22 protein-coding genes are annotated in these 20,190 nt (G+C 33.3%); all 22 read right to left on the reverse strand.

Annotation, left to right across the window (positions count from 1 at the left end; all coding sequences use genetic code 11):
• Window positions 1-140 precede the first annotated feature (140 nt).
• The 22 genes from murA to rpiB all read right to left on the reverse strand — a co-directional run bounded on the left by murA (window position 141) and on the right by rpiB (window position 20,177).
• Window positions 141-1,391, reverse strand: coding sequence for a UDP-N-acetylglucosamine 1-carboxyvinyltransferase (gene murA / locus K8M07_RS06560; RefSeq protein ID WP_223377106.1), 1,251 nt, complete (start codon window positions 1,389-1,391; stop codon window positions 141-143).
• A gap of 17 nt (window positions 1,392-1,408) precedes the next feature.
• On the reverse strand, window positions 1,409-2,209 hold the full coding sequence (locus K8M07_RS06565; RefSeq protein WP_223377107.1) for a YwmB family TATA-box binding protein: 801 nt from the start codon (window positions 2,207-2,209) through the stop codon (window positions 1,409-1,411).
• 134 nt (window positions 2,210-2,343) lie between these two features.
• The gene (locus K8M07_RS06570; RefSeq protein WP_223377108.1) at window positions 2,344-2,769 is read right to left on the reverse strand and encodes a F0F1 ATP synthase subunit epsilon; all 426 of its coding nucleotides are present in this window, start codon (window positions 2,767-2,769) and stop codon (window positions 2,344-2,346) included.
• A 2-nt stretch (window positions 2,770-2,771) separates the two neighbouring features.
• Window positions 2,772-4,166: a F0F1 ATP synthase subunit beta gene (atpD, locus tag K8M07_RS06575; RefSeq protein ID WP_223377109.1), complete on the reverse strand. Its 1,395-nt coding sequence runs from the start codon at window positions 4,164-4,166 to the stop codon at window positions 2,772-2,774.
• A gap of 19 nt (window positions 4,167-4,185) precedes the next feature.
• Complete coding sequence (gene atpG / locus K8M07_RS06580; protein WP_223377110.1) at window positions 4,186-5,049, reverse strand: ATP synthase F1 subunit gamma; 864 nt, start codon at window positions 5,047-5,049, stop codon at window positions 4,186-4,188.
• 28 nt (window positions 5,050-5,077) lie between these two features.
• Window positions 5,078-6,580 (reverse strand): F0F1 ATP synthase subunit alpha, encoded by a 1,503-nt coding sequence (gene atpA, locus K8M07_RS06585; protein ID WP_223377111.1) that lies wholly within the window; start codon window positions 6,578-6,580, stop codon window positions 5,078-5,080.
• A gap of 18 nt (window positions 6,581-6,598) precedes the next feature.
• A complete protein-coding gene (locus tag K8M07_RS06590; RefSeq protein WP_223377112.1) occupies window positions 6,599-7,141 on the reverse strand; it encodes a F0F1 ATP synthase subunit delta in 543 nt (180 codons plus the stop codon).
• Window positions 7,129-7,635: a F0F1 ATP synthase subunit B gene (atpF, locus tag K8M07_RS06595; protein WP_223377113.1), complete on the reverse strand. Its 507-nt coding sequence runs from the start codon at window positions 7,633-7,635 to the stop codon at window positions 7,129-7,131. The genes K8M07_RS06590 and atpF overlap by 13 nt, the downstream gene beginning before the upstream one ends.
• A 65-nt stretch (window positions 7,636-7,700) precedes the next feature.
• Complete coding sequence (gene atpE, locus K8M07_RS06600) at window positions 7,701-7,985, reverse strand: ATP synthase F0 subunit C (protein WP_223377114.1); 285 nt, start codon at window positions 7,983-7,985, stop codon at window positions 7,701-7,703.
• A 57-nt stretch (window positions 7,986-8,042) separates the two neighbouring features.
• Window positions 8,043-8,714 (reverse strand): F0F1 ATP synthase subunit A, encoded by a 672-nt coding sequence (gene atpB, locus K8M07_RS06605; protein ID WP_223377115.1) that lies wholly within the window; start codon window positions 8,712-8,714, stop codon window positions 8,043-8,045.
• 69 nt (window positions 8,715-8,783) lie between these two features.
• Window positions 8,784-9,176, reverse strand: a complete 393-nt coding sequence (locus K8M07_RS06610; protein ID WP_223377116.1) for an ATP synthase subunit I — start codon at window positions 9,174-9,176, stop codon at window positions 8,784-8,786.
• 4 nt (window positions 9,177-9,180) lie between these two features.
• On the reverse strand, window positions 9,181-9,408 hold the full coding sequence (locus K8M07_RS06615) for an AtpZ/AtpI family protein (RefSeq protein ID WP_223377117.1): 228 nt from the start codon (window positions 9,406-9,408) through the stop codon (window positions 9,181-9,183).
• A 199-nt stretch (window positions 9,409-9,607) separates the two neighbouring features.
• A complete protein-coding gene (locus K8M07_RS06620; RefSeq protein WP_223377118.1) occupies window positions 9,608-10,267 on the reverse strand; it encodes a 3-oxoacid CoA-transferase subunit B in 660 nt (219 codons plus the stop codon).
• Window positions 10,267-10,923, reverse strand: coding sequence for an acetate CoA-transferase subunit alpha (atoD, locus tag K8M07_RS06625; protein WP_223377119.1), 657 nt, complete (start codon window positions 10,921-10,923; stop codon window positions 10,267-10,269). The genes K8M07_RS06620 and atoD overlap by 1 nt, the downstream gene beginning before the upstream one ends.
• 167 nt (window positions 10,924-11,090) lie before the next feature.
• Window positions 11,091-12,269 (reverse strand): acetyl-CoA C-acetyltransferase, encoded by a 1,179-nt coding sequence (locus tag K8M07_RS06630; RefSeq protein WP_223377120.1) that lies wholly within the window; start codon window positions 12,267-12,269, stop codon window positions 11,091-11,093.
• A gap of 223 nt (window positions 12,270-12,492) precedes the next feature.
• Window positions 12,493-13,848 carry a short-chain fatty acid transporter gene (locus K8M07_RS06635; protein WP_223377121.1) on the reverse strand — a complete coding sequence of 452 codons (1,356 nt, stop codon included), beginning with the start codon at window positions 13,846-13,848 and terminating at the stop codon, window positions 12,493-12,495.
• A gap of 487 nt (window positions 13,849-14,335) precedes the next feature.
• Window positions 14,336-16,054: a sigma 54-interacting transcriptional regulator gene (locus tag K8M07_RS06640; protein ID WP_223377122.1), complete on the reverse strand. Its 1,719-nt coding sequence runs from the start codon at window positions 16,052-16,054 to the stop codon at window positions 14,336-14,338.
• A 13-nt stretch (window positions 16,055-16,067) separates the two neighbouring features.
• Window positions 16,068-17,183, reverse strand: a complete 1,116-nt coding sequence (wecB, locus tag K8M07_RS06645) for a non-hydrolyzing UDP-N-acetylglucosamine 2-epimerase (RefSeq protein ID WP_317845480.1) — start codon at window positions 17,181-17,183, stop codon at window positions 16,068-16,070.
• Window positions 17,179-18,222, reverse strand: coding sequence for a glycosyltransferase family 4 protein (locus tag K8M07_RS06650; protein ID WP_223377124.1), 1,044 nt, complete (start codon window positions 18,220-18,222; stop codon window positions 17,179-17,181). Before K8M07_RS06650 ends, wecB begins: the two co-directional genes overlap by 5 nt.
• Window positions 18,223-18,286: 64 nt before the next feature.
• Window positions 18,287-18,985: an aspartate/glutamate racemase family protein gene (locus K8M07_RS06655; protein WP_223377125.1), complete on the reverse strand. Its 699-nt coding sequence runs from the start codon at window positions 18,983-18,985 to the stop codon at window positions 18,287-18,289.
• Window positions 18,986-19,055: 70 nt separating this feature from the next.
• Window positions 19,056-19,685 carry a uracil phosphoribosyltransferase gene (gene upp / locus K8M07_RS06660; protein WP_223377126.1) on the reverse strand — a complete coding sequence of 210 codons (630 nt, stop codon included), beginning with the start codon at window positions 19,683-19,685 and terminating at the stop codon, window positions 19,056-19,058.
• A 48-nt stretch (window positions 19,686-19,733) separates the two neighbouring features.
• Window positions 19,734-20,177 carry a ribose 5-phosphate isomerase B gene (gene rpiB, locus K8M07_RS06665; RefSeq protein ID WP_263282480.1) on the reverse strand — a complete coding sequence of 148 codons (444 nt, stop codon included), beginning with the start codon at window positions 20,175-20,177 and terminating at the stop codon, window positions 19,734-19,736.
• Window positions 20,178-20,190 lie beyond the last annotated feature (13 nt).

Genomic DNA, 20,190 nt, shown 5'->3' on the forward strand with positions numbered 1-20,190 from the left:
GCTTCTTTAGAATATCGAAACCATGCATCCATAAGTGCATAAATTTTTAATTAATTTAGTTGTCTACTTGACATGGGGCAGTTCACCCAAGCCGTCCATATTATTAATCCTCTGACCTTTTGTTTTTAATTGTGAATTGATTAAGCTCTATACAGTTTTCCTCCAAGTTTTGCAAATTTCTCTTCTAGATCTTCATATCCTCTGTCAATATGGTAGATATTACTTATTTCTGTAATTCCATCAGATATTAATCCAGCCAGTACTAAAGCAGCTCCTGCTCTTAAATCCGAAGCCTTAACTGGAGCTGACATCAAGCTGTCTACACCTTGAATAATTGCGGATCTACCATCTATCTTAATATCGGCTCCCATTCTTTTCAATTCATCTACATGCATAAATCTATTTTCAAAGACTGTTTCAATAGCAACACTTGTCCCTTTACTAACACACATGAGTGCCATAAATTGAGGTTGCATATCTGTAGGGAATCCTGGATAAGGCAATGTTTTGATATCTATTGCTTTTGGCTCATCTATACCTATTACCCTAATATTATCTTCCTCTTCTATTACTTTACATCCAGTTTCCCTTAACTTTGCAATCATTGGTTTTACGTGACTCGGTATAACCTTTTCAATTGTGATATCGCCTTTAGTTATCGCTGCTGCAACCATGAAAGTCCCAACTTCTATCCTATCCGGTATAACCGAATGAGTGGCCCCACCTAGTTTCTTGACTCCTCTTATCCTGATGGTACTGGTACCTGCACCTTTAATACGTCCTCCTAATTTGTTCAAAAAATTAGATAAATCCACAATTTCAGGTTCCATAGCGGCATTATCAATTATGGTTTCACCTTCTGCCATTACCGCAGCCATCATTACATTTTCAGTTGCTCCTACACTGGGAAAGTCCAAATAAATTCTCTCCCCAATTAATTCATCTGCATGAGCACCAATATTACCATGATCTACATCTATCCTTGCTCCTAAAGCTCTAAAACCTTTTAAATGCAAATCTATAGGTCGAGTCCCAATGGCACAACCCCCAGGTAAAGACGTCTTTGCTCTACCTAATCGAGTTAATAATGGACCTGCTACTAAAAAAGATGCTCTCATTCTACTCATCAATTCATAAGGTGTTTCGTGTTTATTTATATTAGCAGAATTTATCTTTATAATTCCTTTATCCAATAATTCCACTTTTGCTCCTAAATATGATAATACTTCACACATTACTTCTACATCTTTTAATTTTGGTACATTCTCTAGTATGATATCTTCTGTCCCTAACAAAGAAGCCGCTAGAATTGGCAATGCGGAATTCTTTGCTCCACTTATTCTTATGTTTCCTCTTAATGGAGGGCTCTTTTCAACCATAAACCTATCCATTTCATCTCCTCCTGTTATTAGTATCCAATAGTTATAATAGGTGTCCCAATTAAAATATAGGTTTTATTTTCATGTTCATCAAATCTCATCGCAATATTCAGATTCATCTTATTTTCCCCCGTATATATGTACTCATCTATATAAGGGGTAAATATGGAAAAGCTTAAAGTGTCATCATCTTTATATTGCTCTATAATCTTTCCATTTACAGTTTTAGTTGCAGCTAATATTTTATCTTCATTTTTACCCATATTCATATTATCATTAATGGTACCAACAATGCAAGAAGTAACATTCATAGATTTATCATATTCATCAAAAATTTTCTCTACTTTCAACATTATATCATTGTTTTCAACAAATGGATTATTGCTTATCAAGTTGATAAAAAGAGATGTCTCTCCAGAATTATCCTTTTCATAAGAATAGGATGATAATGTAAAAGTTACCAAATTATTTTTCTTATCAACCCCCTGTACCATTATTTGGTTAAACCCGTCTTCTTCAATTTTTTCTTCCCAATAATAGTCTCCTGTTAATTCTTTACCTTGTACTATTTTACGGTCAATTAAAATCCCCTTTATTCCTAGTTCATTTCTAATTCTATCTTTAAAATCTAACATTTCGTCTTTTTCAACAAACCTGTCAAGTATAACTCCACCTAAACTTATGTCGCCTTCCTTAAAAGTAGCATCAGTTTTTTCGAGAATTTCCATCATAAGTTCTATTTCTGAATTCTTTCTCCTATTTACTCCAAGTGTTGGAAATAGTAAAACTATAATAATACCTAATATTATAAATTTTTTATAAAGTTTCATACCCTAACCTCCAAACATTTATTAAGGAAAAGGGTATTGCAGATAAAAACGTAAAGGGGGACAAAACATTTCTATCATAAAAAATACCCTTTCCTATGGTAAAAGTATTACCAAGAAAGGGTACTTTTTATACCTTATTGGTTAATTTTTTCATTGTTAAATTCTTTTAAGTTTGCTATATCCAACCTATTTAAAGCTCTTCGTAGTGCAAGTTCTGCTCTAGCCACATCTAATCCTTCTTTTTTTTCTCTCAAACGATTCTCTGCTCTTTCCTTAGCACTCTCAGCTCTTTCAATGTCAATTTCTTCAGGCCATTCAACAGAATCTGTAATGACAGTAGCCTTTTCTTTAGTGACAGAAATATATCCATCAGTTACTGCTGCTACCTTTTCTTCTCCATCGTTTATTATCCTTATCTTTCCTATATCAAGAGGCGTTATTAGAGGAGCTCTATTTTTTAAAATAGCTAAATCTCCTTCTACTCCTCTTACGATGACCATATCTACTTCATCAGAAAAAAAAGCTTTGTCAGGAGTAACTATTTCAAGTTTAAAAGCCATAATTAACCCTCCATCTTTTTAGCTTTTTCTAAAACGTCATCGATTGTACCTGCCATGAAGAAAGCTTGCTCAGGAATATCATCATGTTTTCCTTCTAATATCTCCTTAAAACCTCTTACAGTCTCTTTTATTGGTACATAGACACCTTGCATTCCTGTAAACTGCTCTGCAACAGTAAATGGCTGAGATAAAAATCTTTGTATCTTTCTTGCACGTGAAACTGTCACTTTGTCTTCTTCAGAAAGCTCATCCATCCCAAGAATTGCAATTATATCTTGTAACTCCTTATATTTTTGCAATACCTCTTGAACTTCTCTAGCTACATTATAGTGCTCTTGACCTACAACATCTGGAGCTAGGATTCTTGATGTGGAATCCAATGGATCCACTGCAGGATATATTCCCATTTCTGCAATCTCACGTGACAATACAGTAGTAGCATCTAAATGAGCAAATGTAGTTGCTGGTGCTGGGTCAGTCAAGTCGTCAGCAGGTACATATACAGCTTGCACCGATGTGATAGAACCTTTCTTAGTAGAAGTGATTCTCTCCTGAAGCTCACCCATCTCTGTAGCTAATGTTGGCTGATAGCCTACAGCAGATGGCATCCTTCCTAATAGGGCAGATACTTCCGAACCAGCTTGTGTAAACCTAAATATATTGTCGATAAACAATAGCACATCTTGCCCTTCTTGATCTCTAAAATATTCAGCCATTGTAAGACCAGTAAGTCCTACTCTCATCCTTGCTCCTGGCGGTTCATTCATCTGACCAAATACCATTGCAGTTTTATCTATTACTCCTGACTCAATCATTTCATAGTACAGGTCATTACCTTCCCTAGTTCTCTCTCCTACTCCTGAGAATACTGAAATACCACCATGCTCAGTTGCTATATTATTGATTAACTCCTGTATAAGAACAGTTTTCCCTACACCAGCTCCACCAAATAATCCTATCTTACCACCTCTTGAATATGGAGCTATAAGATCAACAACCTTGATCCCAGTTTCAAACATCTCTTGAGAAGTTGCTTGATCTTCAAAGCTAGGAGCTGGTTTGTGAATAGGAGCCTTATCAGCTTTAACTTGTTCTTTACCGTCTATATTTTCACCCAATACATTGAATAATCTACCCAATGTTTCTCTTCCAACAGGTACAGCTATAGATTCTCCGGTATCTATAGCTTCCATACCTCTTACCAAACCATCAGTTGTACTCATAGCTACACATCTAACAGTATCATCTCCAATATGCTGAGCTACTTCTACAACTAATTTGTTTTCTCCATTCTTTATCTCAATTGCATTTAATAGTTCTGGTAAATTTTCTTCACTAAATCTAATGTCAACTACAGGTCCGATTACCTGAACTATCTTACCTATATTGTTTTCCATATCTCCACTCCTTTCTCTATTACTTAAGAGCTTCAGCACCTGTAACAATTTCTGAAATTTCTGTAGTAATGGCTGCTTGACGGGCTCTATTAAAGCTTAATTCAAGTTCATCTGTCATTTCCTCTGCATTGTCTGTCGCATTTTCCATAGCAGTTCTTCTTGCCCCTTGTTGACTACAAGAAGATTCTATTAAAGCTCCATATATTACAGATTGAATATACTTTGGAATCAAATAATCCAGTACTTCATCTGCATCAGGTTCAAACTCTACAATAGCACTTTTCTTCTTTTCACTCTTTTCTTCTGCTAAAGAATCACTAGGAAGTAATTTTAGCATTTTAGCTTCTTGAGAAATAGTGGATATAAACTCAGTATAGACTATTTTAACCTCATCTATTTCTTCCTTTTCATACATTTCCATAACTATATTTCCTATATTTCTTGCATTAGAAAAAGAAGGGTTTTCTGTCATACCTACAAATTCAGCTTTAACATCGTATCCCCTACTTTTAAAGTAGTCTCTTCCCTTAGAGCCAACTGCTATTAACGAAACCTTATCCTTTTTATTTCTGATTTCATTTTCTACCATTCGATTAACATTAGCATTAAATCCACCAGCTAATCCTCTATCAGCAGTTATTACTATATATAAACTTCTTTCAACATCCCTCATATTTAGGTAAGGATGATTTATATTTCCTAGTTCTCCAAGTATTTCCTTTATATTTTCATAAACTGTATTGTAATAGGGTCTTGATTTTTCTAATTTTATTCTAGCTCTTCTGAGTCTTGCAGAAGATACAAGTTCCATTGCCTTAGTAATCTGTTTAATATTGTTTATACCTCTTATCCGTCTTTTGATATCTCTTGTTGATTCTGCCAATTAATTCACCCCCATATTTTAGGGAATACTAAAAGCTTTTCTTAAATTCAGTAACAGCTTCATCTATTTTCTTTTCAGTTTCCTCAGTTAAATCTTTAGTTTCCTTTATTGAATCAATTATTTCAGGGAAATTGTTATCCACATAATTCAAAAAGTCATTTTCAAATTCACTTACTTTCTCCACAGGTATATCAGTTAGATGTTTATTTATTACAGTATATAGAACTATAACTTGATGTTCTACCCTTACAGGACTGTATTGAGGTTGCTTAAGTATCTCTATTATTCGCTCACCTTGTTCTAACTGTTCTTTCGTATCCTTATCAAGTTCTGAACCAAATTGAGCAAAAGCTGCTAAGTCTCTATATTGAGCAAGCTCTAGCTTTAGGCTTCCAGCTACCTTTTTCATAGCCTTTATTTGAGCTGCTCCTCCTACCCTGGATACTGAAAGTCCTGTATTTATAGCAGGTCTAATTCCTGCAAAGAATAAATCTGTCTCTAAGAATATCTGACCATCTGTAATTGATATAACGTTTGTAGGAATATATGCAGAAATATCTCCGGCTAAGGTTTCTATAATTGGCAATGCAGTTATAGAACCTCCACCATAGTCCTTATTCAACTTTGCAGATCTTTCTAGTAGTCTTGAATGTAGATAAAATACATCTCCTGGATAAGCCTCACGTCCAGGTGGTCTTCTAAGCAATAATGACATTGCTCTATATGCTGTAGCGTGTTTAGATAAATCGTCATAAACGATAAGTACATCTTTACCATTAGACATAAATTCCTCTCCAATGCTAACTCCAGCATAAGGAGCAATATACTGTAATGGTGCCAATTCACTTGCAGTTGCAGAAACAACCACAGTATAATCCATAGCTCCATGTCTTTCGAATGTATCAACTATTTGAGCTACTGTAGATCTTTTTTGTCCAATTGCTACATATATACATATAACATCTTGGTCTTTCTGATTAATAATTGTGTCCACTGCTATTGCAGTCTTTCCAGTCTGTCTATCTCCAATGATAAGTTCCCTTTGTCCTCTACCTATTGGGAACATAGAGTCTATTGACTTTATTCCAGTTTGAAGCGGTTCATTTACAGATTCCCTAGTAATAACACCTGGTGCAACTTTCTCTATAGGCCTAAATTTAGTTGCATTTATAGGTCCCTTTCCATCTACAGGTTGACCTAGGGAGTTAACAACTCTACCTATCATTGCATCTCCAACTGGAACTTCTATTATTCTGTTAGTCTTTTTAACTGTATCTCCTTCTTTAATATCCTTATCAGATCCTAAAAGTACACATCCTACGTTGTCCTCTTCCAAGTTAAGAGCCATACCATAAACTCCACCTGGAAATTCAATTAATTCATTAGCCATACATCCTTCTAATCCGTGGATCCTAGCTATACCATCTCCAACCGTAAGTACTGTACCTACGTCAACCATATCCAATTTCTTCTTATATTTTTTAATCTGTTCTTTTATAACAGAACTAATTTCTTCTGGTCTTAACTCCATTTTTTCACCCCAGCTTTCCTATAATGTTGCGCCTTTCATAGCTTTTTCAATTTCTTCTAATTGTCCCTTAATAGTTCCGTCTACTATTTTATTCTCAATTTTTAATAGTACACCGCCTATTACATCTTCATCTACAATATTTTTCAATTTCACTGTTTTATTTAATTTGTTCTCCAATGCTTTAGCTAATTTTTTCTTACCTTCGTCATCCATTTCCACTGATGTAATGGCAGTAACCTCTACTATATTTTCATGCTCATTGAATAACTTTTCAAATTCCTTATTTATCTCTATAATTGTTCCTTCTCTTCTTTTGTCTATTAGAATATATAAGAAATTTAGAACTTCTACGGATACTAAATCTTTAAATACTGAATTCAGTAAATCCTTCTTCTCTCTCTTTAAAACCTTTGGATGAGAAAGTATTTTTCGAAGGCTTACCTCTTTCATTAAAACATCTGTTACTTTCAACATATCCTCCCTAAATCGTTGCAACTTATTTAATTCTATACCAGCTTCAAATAAAGCAAAAGCATATCTTCTACCTATTAAATTTGCCATTTTTGACTCCCTACCTCATCAACAAATTTGTTTATCAATTTCTGTTGTTTAGTTGAATCCATTTCCTCTTGAATTATTTTAGAAGCAATTAAAATAGCCATCTCTCCAGATTGAGTCTTTATATCCAACAGAGCCTTTTCCTTTTCAGCTTCTATTTCCTTTTTAGCTTTTTCTATTATGCTATTTGCTTCTTCTTTTGCCTCAGTTACAATACTCTCTTTTACTTCTTCGCCTCTTTTTCTTCCACTTTCAATTATCTCTTGTGTTTCTTGCCTTGCTTCAGCGATTCTAGCTTCATACTCATCTTTCAGTTTCATTGCTTCTTGTCTTATCTCTTTAGCTTCATCTATCTCATTCTTTATATTTTCTTTTCTATCATTGAGAATCTTAGAAACTGGTTTATATAATAATTTTCTTAATCCTAAAAACAATATAAATGTTGCTATTAGGGTCAGAATTACTGATGAGAGTTCTGGTAATACCCTTACATTCATAACAAAGCCTCCTTTTTAAAGGGGTATTTAGGAGGGTTCCTCTAAGATAATGGAACCCTTTCTTTTTATAATCCTAGGTTCAAATATGCTGTTAATAGTGGTCTAACAAATAGTAGAATTATAGCAATTACCAGCCCATAAATACCGGTAGTCTCTGCAACTGCCTGACCTAATAGCATCGTTCTAGTAATGTCACCTTGAGCTTCGGGCTGTCTTCCTACTGCTGCAGCACCTTGTCCAGCTGCATTCCCTTGTCCTATACCAGGCCCTATACCTGCTATCATAGCTAATCCTGCACCAATAGCTGAGCATCCTAATATAAAAGCTTCACTTGTTATTCCTTGTAACATTATTAATTCCTCCTTTTAATTTTTATACTCATTTAGAATATTGTATTATTAGCACAATCAATCATCGAAATTACCACCAATAAAAATCATTGTTAACATTGAGAAGATAAACGTTTGTAATACTCCAGAAAACAAGTCAAAATATGCATGGAGTGGTGGTGTAATGATTGGAGCAATAAATCCCAATGCATTGTATATAAGCGACATAATGATTACACCACTTAGTATATTTCCAAATAAACGGAAAGATAATGATATAGGATTTGCTAATTCCCCTAACACATTAAGTGGTAATAAAAATGGTAAAGGCTCTAAAAATCCTTTTAAATATCCTCCAATGCCATTGTTCTTAACTCCATAGAATTGGGTTAAAGTAAATGTAACTAATGCTAATGTAAGAGTTACACTATAATCAGACGTTGGTGGTGTAAATCCTAATAATCCAAATAGATTTGCTACCAGCAAAAAGGCCATAAGAGCAAATATAAAAGGTCCAAACCATGCTTGTTTTTCTCCCATAGTCTGTTTAACTAAATTTTCAACTGTTTCTACAGCCATTTCAATCACATTTAAAAATCCAGAAGGTTTTTCATTTGGATCTGCTTCTTTAACCTTCCTATTTGCAATTGCTGCTAATATTAATAATAAAATCACTACAATATAAACATTTACGATAGACTCAGGTATATAAATTTGTCTTCCAAATAAATTTAAGGTTATCTCAAACAAATATACTCCCTCCTTTCTTACTTATTATATAAATAGTATAACAAATTTCTTAAATGTGATTACTCATTATCATTTTTTTCTATTCTTTCTTTTGAAGAAGCTATCATAAATGGTATATGTAATGATTACTATCTTTATCATAAATAATCCAATTGCTGTTGTGACAAAACTTAAATAATTTGCTATGGCTGCAACAATAAGAACTATTCCATAGATAAGGTATCTAACAAAGTAATGAAATATCGTGTATCTGTAAGCTCTATCAGGGCTCATCTTTATCGAGTTGTTAATTGTATTTTCCAATAACTTAAATCCCAATATGCTTATAGTTGTCCCAAAAACAAATCCTAAAATTAATGGTTTATAATTTTTAAATCCCAAAAAGATTATACCAATAATTATTAAACTATATACAATTGTTTTTTTTATAATCACGTATGATAAATTTTTATCACTTTTCATTAGTTCACTTCCGTTTATTATCTTTTTTATTTGCTAATTTGAGTAAATTTAAAAACCCTGCTCCTGCACCTAAAATTATAAATATCAATCTAAATGCCATCTGGGTTCCAACAAATTTGTCTATAACGCCACCTAAATAAACTCCTAATAATATTGGAGCTATTATTGATAACCCAATTTGAGTTATTAAAGCCAAATTTTGAAAAACTTTTTTATCATTTTTTTTATTCAAGCTAAACACTCCAACATTTTTTCTTAAGTAAAATTTATTAATTATTAATATTCATACAATAATAATATACTTTAAATTTAAAAATATTGCAAATTAAAATTGTTAAATTTTTAATTTAATACCCAATTAAAATATTATATGCAACTAATAAAAGCCCTTGTTTAAGGACTTTTATTAGTTTTTATATTTATATTAATAATTAAATTTTCATTTCCTTTAAATCATCTGTAACTATTAGTTTAGCTTCTGTAGCTTCTTGTACTTGATCAATTGTAAATTTAGGATTAATTTCCTTTAAAAGTATTCCTTCTTCTATAATTTCCATTACTCCCATTTCAGTAATAATCATATCTACTTGATTAGCAGCAGTTAAAGGAAGATTACATTTGTCAAGTATTTTATGGTTTCCTTTGGCAGTATGCTCCATAGCTACGATCACTCTTTTTGCTCCTACTACTAAGTCCATAGCACCGCCCATTCCTGGTGCCATCTTGCCTGGAATCATCCAATTTGCTAAATTCCCTTCTTTATCTACTTGTAAGGCTCCAAGAACAGTTACATCAACATGGCCTCCTCTAATTATTCCAAAGGAAGTGGCAGAATCAAAAAATGCTCCTTCTGGTAAAATAGTTACAGGCTGACCTCCTGCATTTACTACATCCTTGTCCTCTTCTCCTTCTTTAGGAGCTGGCCCTAACCCTATAAATCCGTTCTCTGATTGAAAGGATATATTCATGCCTTCTGGTATGTAGTTAACCACCATTGTAGGCAATCCAATACCTAAATTAACTATATCTCCATCTTTTAATTCCTTAGCAACTCTTTTAGCTATAAACTGCTTTCTTTCCTTCTTATCCACTATCTATCACCTCCACCAACTATATAATCTACAAATAATCCTGGCGTAATAACTTCATTTGGATCTATTTCTCCTGATTCTACTATATTTTCAGCTTCAACTATTACTGTATCTGCCGCAGTTGCCATAATGGTATTGAAGTTTCTTGTAGCTCCTCGATAAACTATATTACCTTTTCTGTCCACCTTATAACCAAGCAATAATGCTACATCCGCTCTTAGCGGCAATTCAAGAAGATATTCTTCACCATCTATTTCAATCCTCTTTTTCCCTTCTTGTACTACTGTTCCTACTCCTGTTGGTGTTAGAAATCCCCCTAATCCTGCACCTCCAGCTCTTATTTGTTCTGCTAAAGTCCCTTGAGGTACTAGTACTACTTCCATTTCACCTGAATTCATCTGATTTCCCGTTTCCTTATTAGTACCTATATGGGAAGCTATTAGTTTTTTAATCTGTCTGTTTACAACTAGTTTACCTACACCAGAATCAACAAACCCTGAATCATTACAAATCAACGTCAAATCCTTAACGCCTTTTTCCACTAATGCATCTACTAGTTTACAGGGAGTACCACAGCTTAAAAATCCTCCAACCATGATAGTCATACCGTCTTTTATCTGTTCAACAGCTTCATCCATCGAAATAATCCTTGCCATAAAAAACACCTCCACCCATTTTCCAAAACCAAAATATGTATGTTGTAATTTTGTCAAACTTGTTATAAATCTTCATTATCTTTAGTTATTCTAAAAGAAATACTCCAATTTTCAAATATGGAATAAATCTCTATCTAATTTCCTTGTTCCCTAAACAAAAGAAATGACTATCTCTTAACTACAACAGCTATACCTTGACCCCCGCCAACGCATAAAGTTGCAAGTCCTTTCTTAGAATTTCTTTTTGCCATTTCATATAATAGAGTAACCAAAATTCTTGCTCCCGAAGCTCCAATCGGATGTCCTAATGCTATAGCTCCTCCATTAACATTTGTCTTTTCAACATCCAAACCTAATTCCTTAATCACAGCTAAGGATTGCGCCGCAAAAGCTTCATTCGCTTCTATTAAATCTAAATCTTGTATCGATGTGTTAGCCTTTTGTAATGCTTTTTTAGTTGCTGGTATTGGGCCTGTTCCCATTACCTTCGGGTCTACACCTGCAGAAGCATAGGATACAATAGTTGCTAAAGGCTTTATACCTAATTCTCTAGCCTTTTCTTTAGACATAATGATTAAAGCCGCTGCTCCATCATTAATACCTGATGCATTTCCTGCTGTTACAGTGCCATCTTTTTTAAAAGCTGGTTTTAATTTTTGCATTCCTTCAATAGTCGATCCAAATCTTGGATGCTCATCAGTATCCACTACTATTGGATCCTTTTTCCTCTGAGGAACTTCTACTGGAATAATTTCATCTTTAAATCTCCCACTCTTTATGGCTTGTTCTGCTCTTAATTGACTTGTTAATGCAAATTGGTCTTGTTCTTCTCTGGGTATATTCCACTGTTCTGCAACATTTTCAGCAGTAATACCCATATGATAATCATTGAATATATCCCATAGACCATCATGTACCATGTAGTCTTCTATAACCCCGTCACCCATTCTTTGCCCCCATCTTGCTCCTTTTAATATATATGGAGCTTGAGACATGTTTTCAGTTCCTCCTGCTAATATAATATCAGCTTCCCCAGCCATTATGGCTTGAGTTGCCAATGCTATAGTTTTAAGTCCAGATCCGCAAACTTTGTTTACTGTAAACGAAGGTACTTCTACTGGTATATTAGAATGTATTAAAACCTGCCTAGCTGTATTCTGTCCTAATCCAGCTTGTAATACATTTCCAAATATAACTTCCTCCACCATTTCTGGCTTGATGTTTGCTCTTTTCATAGCTTCTTTTGCTACAATGGTACCTAATTGTATAGCTGAAACATTTTTAAGACTTCCACCAAAAGTTCCAATTGGTGTTCTAACAGCTGATACAATGACAATCTCTCTCATAATAACAACCTCCAGAATTCAAATTTTAATACTAGCATTTTTTATCCAACAATACTTTAAAATGCTAGACTTCTAATTTTTAACTAAGTATCTTCATTCTTAAATATACCTATATTAATTAATAGCTTTATATAAATTTAATGCAAACTCTATGCCAACTGTTATTATAAATGTGAAAAGTCAAAATATTTTTATCCAATTTAAAGTTAATTTCAACTTGCTACTAAACTAGAATCAAGAATCCAGCACATATAATGACTCCTGAAATTAATAAATCTACCAAACAATATCCCATAATATCTCTTGCACCTAAACCAGCTATTCCTAATGCTGGAAGTGCCCAGAATGGTTGAATCATATTTGTCCAAGCATCTCCCCAAGCTATAGCCATACCTGTAACAGCAGAGTCAACACCTAATTGTAAACCTGCTGGCATCATAATAGGAGCCTGTACTGCCCATTGACCTCCACCTGAAGGTACAAAAAAGTTTACAAGGCCCGCACTTAGAAATGTAAACAATGGATATGTTGCTTGCGTAGATATTGAAACAAACATATGTGACATCTGTCCTGCAAGTGATACTCCTAATTCACTCTTTCCTGTCATCATACCCATAATACCTGCATAGAATGGAAATTGTAATATGATTCCCCCTGCACCTTTTACTGCTTCTTGCAACGCATTTAGATACCTTCTTGGTGTTCCATGAAGTATAATACCAACTATCAAGAATATTAAATTAACAATATTTAAGTTTAAGTCAAACCCATTTGTGCTAAAGTGATATATTATGTATGCAATTCCAAGTATACCAGTTATCATTGAAAGAACTGGACTATTTTCCATCTTTTCAGCTGATGTCATGACTACTTTTGTAACAATTACTTCTTGCTCTGGATCTTCAAGTAGTTTTGGATCTATTTCATAAACGTCTTCTTCCTTTGGATGCATTGCGCTATTTATTAATGATAGTGCTATTATTATAGCCGCCGAAATAATTAAATTAAATAATGAAAATATTGTCTGAGTTGTAGGTATTGCTTCTACTACAGCTCCTAGTGTAGCTTCTGATAAAGCTTCCCCAGGTGTTGCTAATATAAGAGGTATAGAACCAGATATTCCTGCATGCCATACAAGGAAACCTGAATAAGCTGCAGCAATTAAAAGTCTGTAGTCAACTTTCTTAATCTGTTTTGCTAGTTCTCTTGCATATAGTGCACCTATAACTAGTCCAAATCCCCAATTTATCCAACATGCAATAGCAGAAATCAAGGATACTGCAAATATTGCTTGTGTTGGAGTTTTAGGTATAGATGCTAATTCAGTAAGGCCTTTTCTCATTACTGGCGCACTTGCCATTGTATGACCTGTAACCAGTACTAGTGTCATCTGCATTGAAAATGCTAGCAAACTCCATACACCATTACCCCAATGAGCAACCATTTTAATGGGTCCTTGTCCAGTTGCAGTTATCCCTAAAATAAATACAAGAATAGTAAGAACAATCGCGAATAAAAATGGATCTGGAAGATATTTTTGAACAAGTTCCACACAACCATTTGTAAACTTTTTAAACATTTATACTCCTCCTTTAAAACTTCCACTAAAAATTTCAATTGGTGTTCTAACAGCTGATGCAATAACAATTTCTCTCATAATAACAACCTCCAGAATTCAAATTTTTACTAACATTCGCTTATCCACCAAAACTTATATAAATAAGTTCCTTAGTTAGGTCATTAGTTGATTGAAAAAACAGTTAGTATAATTTGGTAGATTTAATTATTATTAAAGCAAATCTTGTGCCAATTTTTCGTACTTTAATCAGCAATATCCTTTTAAACGATAGGTATTTCCCTAGCTTTCAATATGCAATGTATAATTAACTATACACTTTGAATAGTTTAAAAAAAGGAAGTGTGTAGTTGATCAACTACACACTTCCTTTTTTTATTTATTGGATATATGTATTTTTTAGGAATATAAACCTTTTAAATAGATAGAAAACAAATAATTGTAGACATCTGTATACAAATTCTAATCAATTGTATACATTTATCTACAATCATAAATCTAAATCATATTTATTTAGCTTTTTATATAGCGCAGTTCTATGAATTCCCAGCTTTTTTGCTGCTAAGGTTTTATTCCCTTTAGATTTAATTATGGCATTTATTATAGCTTGTCTTTCTGCATTAGCTACTGTATCTTTTAACGGACGTATTTTTTCAACATTTCTTTTAAAATAACCTCTGCTGTTTAAAAGCCTTTCTGGTAAATGCTCTGGTAATATTACATTTCCTGTTGAAATGGTTATGGCTCTTTCTAATATATTTCTAAGCTCTCTGATATTACCTGGCCATTTATAATTCATCAGTATCTCTATAGTTTTTTTGCTCAATTCCCTTCTTTCCATATCCAACTCCTCGCAGAGATTAACTAATAAGTGATTTGCCAACAATGGAATATCATCTATTCTCTCCTTCAGGGGAGGAATGTCTATATTAATTACATTTAATCTATAGTATAAGTCTTCCCTAAATGTACCTCTTTCAACTGCATCCTCTATATTTTTGTTAGTTGCAGCAATAATCCTTACATCTAAAGTAATCTTTTTGTTACCGCCTACACGCTCAAATCTTTTTTCTTCTAATACTCGTAATAGTTTTACTTGCATTTCTAAAGGCATATCACCAATTTCATCTAAAAATATTGTGCCTCCATTAGCTAATTCAAATTTGCCTGGTTTGCCTCCTCTTTTTGCTCCAGTGAAGGCCCCTGCTTCATATCCAAACAATTCTGATTCCAGTAATTCTCTGGGTATAGCAGCACAATTTATTGGAATAAAAGGACTAAATTTTCTATAACTGGCTTTATGAATAGCTTGTGCAAACAGTTCCTTCCCTGTGCCTGATCCTCCAAGAATCAAAACTGTGGAATTGGATTGAGCAGCTGTTCTTCCTAGCTTTTTTAAATATTCCATCTTCGGATTTTGAGTTATAATACTATCAAAAGTATATCTACTACCCTGTAATCTTTCAATTTCTCCCTTATATTCATTGATCTTGTTTTCTAACTCGATTAGTTCCTTTGCCATTATCCTTACTTCACTAGCATCCCTAAACAACACGGCTCCTACAGCACCAATTATCTTTCCACCACGTATAATAGGAACTCTATTAGCTACCATATCATAACCTTGAATTCTCTGAATATTTCTTATCTCTTTTTTTCCTGTTTTCACTACTATATGCAATCTGGTATTTTCTATTACATCCTCAACAGCCTTTCCAATTGCATCTTTTTCACTAATACCTAAAAGTTTTTCATAATTCCATTTTACAATCTTGCCTTTATTATCCACTAATGCAAATCCTTCATAGGCATATTCCAGAAGGTCTTCTATCATGTCCAAACTCATCTTTTCCTCTATTAATTGGCTTTGAGAATCTTTGATATCTGTTATATCTCTAATTATGAATATATGAGCCAGTGTTCTTTCTCGTGAACAATAAGGAATATACTTTAAGGATAGATGATTACCATTTAAATCTAACTCCTCTCCTCTCCTTATGCCATTTAGATAGAAATGTTTCTTTAATTTTTCATTTTTGATAAAATCTGGGAAATCAACAGTCTTGAGTTCCTGCTTATCTATATTCAACATATCTAGAATAGCTTTATTTCCATAGCAAATATTGTTTTCATCTACTACGAAAACACCTTCTGCTAAAGAATCTAACAAAAAGTTTAAACACTCTTGATTGTTCTTTAGAAGATTCACAAAATCACCTCTATTACCGAACAGTATCGTGTTTAAGTATAATATCCACAATTCTTTCAGAAGCTTTTCCATCTCCATAAGGATTAATTGCATTAGCAATTTTAGCATATTCTTTATGATCGGATATTAAAATATCCAAAGTATTATATATATTATTATAATCTGTACCTACTAGCTTAGCAGTACCTGCTTCAATTCCTTCTGGTCTCTCTGTCTCCTCTCTTACTACCAACACTGGTTTCCCTAAGCTTGGGGCTTCTTCTTGAAGTCCACCTGAATCAGTTACTACAAGATGAGATCTAGCCATTAAATTTGTAAAGGGTTCATAATCCAATGGTTCTATTATATGAACCCTATCATTTCCATTAAATTCCTTATATGCTATTTCTCTGACCTTTGGATTTAAATGAATAGGAAAAACTAATTCTACGTCATTGTACTTTAATACTATTTTATTAACTGCAGAAAATATATTTTCCATTGGTTTTCCTATGTTCTCTCTTCTATGTGCTGTTATTAGTATCACTTTTTTATTTTCATAATCCATGTCATCTAATTGAGGTATTTTAAAATTATATCCTTTCTTAACCGCATATTGAAGAGCATCTATTACAGTATTTCCTGTGATAAATATCTTATCTTCTGGATATCCTTCTTGCAACAGATTATTCTTATTCATCTTTGTAGGCGCAAAATGAAAATCTGCAAGAATTCCAGTCAATTTTCTGTTTGCTTCTTCTGGATAAGGTGAGTAAATATTTCCCGATCTTAATCCTGCCTCAACATGACCTATTTTAACCTTTTGATAAAATGCTGCTAATGCTCCAGAAAGTACAGTAGTAGTATCCCCTTGAACTAACAACACATCAGGCTTTACTTTCTTAATTACATCTTCTAGGCCTTGCAATGCTCTCATAGTAATTTCAGTTAAAGTCTGGCCTGGCTTGAATATATTTAAATCAACATCCGGATCTATATTAAAAAGATTAAGAACTTGATCTAGCATCTCTCTATGTTGAGCAGTTATACATACTGTATTGTCAATATCAGGAGTATTTTCCATCGTCTTTATTATAGGAGCCATCTTTATTCCTTCTGGTCTTGTCCCAAATACTGTCATAACTTTAATCTTCATCCTTATCCTCCTTCTTAGAACTTATAAGTCCCATCTTCATAGCTAGTAATATTATAATGATGCATATTATAACTGAAAACATTACAGCTTTTTTACTGTCAATTGATGATATTAAAATAGCACAGATTCCAAATGCTGCACTTATAGCATATAAAATCAATACCGTATTCCTCTGCGAAAATCCTCTCTGCAACAATCTGTGATGAAGATGTCCCTTGTCTGCTTCGGCGATGGATTTCCCATTTAATAATCTTCTAAATATAGCAAATGTAGTGTCAAATATAGGAACTCCTAGGATTATTATAGGAACAATTACTGCTATTGTTGCAACAGATTTCATAACTCCTTCTATAGAAAGAGCAGCTAAAATAAATCCTAAGAACAATGCTCCTGTATCACCCATGAATATCTTTGCAGGTTTGAAATTATAAGGTAAAAATCCTAAACAAGATCCTGCAACTATTGCTGACATTATCATTATTGGTAAATAATTAAACCTGTTAGCAACAAATAAAAAGGATAAACTGGAAATCATTGTTACTCCAGCAGCTAAACCATCTAATCCATCTATCAAATTCAATGTATTGGTAATTCCAACTACCCAAAATATTGTTAAAGGAATAGAAAAACCATCCAATACCAATACAGAACCTGGACCTCCAAAAGGATTGGTCACTGCATCTATTTTTACATCTCCATATATTAAAACAACAGCAGCTATAATTTGAAACGCTAGCTTTGCTTTTGGACTTAATCCCTTCATATCATCTATTATTCCCGATATCAATATTAATGTTCCACCTATAATTATGGATATAAGAGTTTTATCTACTGGCAAAAATGCCAAAGATGACACTATAACAGAGACATAAATAGCCAATCCACCCATCAGAGGCATTGGCCTCTTATGTACTCTTCTATTATCCTTAGGAATATCTACAGCTCCTAAACTAACTGCCACCTTTTTTGCTGCTGGTGTCATAAATAACGATATAAATACTGCTATAATAAATGGAATTACCACATTTTCCATAATATTTTCTCCCCTTAAGTTTAAGTTCTTCTAAAATTGTATATTATTATTATAAATAAGTCAATCAAGAATCAGTGGATGTGTGGGCATACAATTCAACACAACGTTTAGCAAGAACATCCATGGAGTCTATATATTTTATTGTCAAATCAATTTTATCAGCCAATGTAGATAATTCAGTACATCCTAGTATAGCAGGTATGTCTTTATCTTTTATATATTTATTGGTAAGTATTTCAAAATCTCTTGGGGTTACATCAAACTTTGAAGATTTTACTTCATATATCCAATCCATAATCGCATCTTTATCTTTATCATTGGGTTCTATAATATTTAAACCAAACTTTTGAAATATATTATCATAGACATTTGTTTCATATGTCCCCTTTGTAGCTAATAATAGATAGTCCTTATTTTCGGGACAAGTGTCTTTTAAATAGAGAGCAGTTTCTTCTATCATATTTAATACTTTAACTTTGATATACCTTGTAATATCATCATAAAAATAATGAGCGGTATTACATGGAATTGCTATATAATCTGCCCCCATATTTTCCAACCTTATAGCTGATCTTATCAATTCTATTCGTGGATCTTCGCCTTTGCCCAAGATATAATCTGTCCTATCTGGAATATTTGTATTATTATCAATTATAATATGCAAATGTTCCTGGTCTTTATCTGCATGAGTAATATTGATAATCTTTTGAAAAAAATCACAGGTTGCTAAAGGTCCCATACCCCCTATTATTCCTAAAAGCACATTACACGCCCCCTTTATTTATAATCTAAAAGCGAGCCAGTAAACTTTAGCTCGCCTATATCCATGCTGTTTATTTAGTACCAAACAATCTATCTCCTGCATCTCCAATGCCTGGGACTATATAAGCATGTTCATTCAATCCTTCATCTATATTTGCTAAGTATATGTCTACATCTGGATGTTTTTGTTGAATTACTTCGATTCCTTCTGGCGCACCTAATAAGCATACCAATTTTATAGAATTAGCACCTTCTTTTTTTAGGAAATTAATAGCAGCATCTGCAGATCCGCCAGTAGCCAACATCGGATCCAATACTATTAGTTCTCTTTCCTCAACGTCCTTAGGTAATTTACAATAATATTCTACAGGTTTTAATGTTTTCGGATCTCTATAGAGCCCAACATGTCCCACTTTTGCTGCAGGAAGAAGATCAAGCATTCCTTCTACCATTCCCAGGCCTGCTCTTAAAATAGGTACTAATCCCAACTTTTTCCCAGAAATAACCTGAGATTTAGTTTTAGCTAAAGGTGTTTCAATCTCAATTTCCTCTAATGGTAAATCTCTAGTTACTTCATAAGCCATTAGTGTGGAAACCTCTTTAACCAACTCTTTAAATTCCTTAGTCCCTGTGTTTTTATCTCTAATAAATGTGAGTTTGTGCTTAATTAATGGGTGATCTAATACAACAATTTTTCCCATCTGAAAAACTCCTTTCCTATTGTTTATAAAAACTTCTGTATAATTATATCATAAATTGGCCTCAATGCTAGATATTTTATTTACCCTTCTTTCATGTCTTCCTCCTTGAAACTTTGAATCAAGCCAAGTAGATACTATTTCAATTGCTAAATCTTTTCCTATAACCCTACCACCTAATGCAAGAATATTAGCATTATTATGTTCAACGCTCATTCTCGCAGAATAAATATTTTCACAGAGAGCACATCTAATGCCTTTTACCTTGTTACATGCAATTGATATTCCTATTCCAGTACCACATATAGCAATACCTCTATCTACTTCACCAGATACAACTGCTCTTGAAAGTTTTTCTCCATAATCTGGATAGTCAACAGAATCCAAAGAATTAGTGCCGAAGTCAACATAGTCTATACCTTCTTCATAAAGATATTCCTTTATATATTCCTTTAGTTCATATCCACCATGATCGCTACCTATTCCAATTTTCATAATGTTCCTCCTT

The organism is Schnuerera sp. xch1 (genome assembly GCF_019931165.1).
Classification (GTDB): Bacteria; Bacillota; Clostridia; order Tissierellales; family Tepidimicrobiaceae; genus JAIOUP01.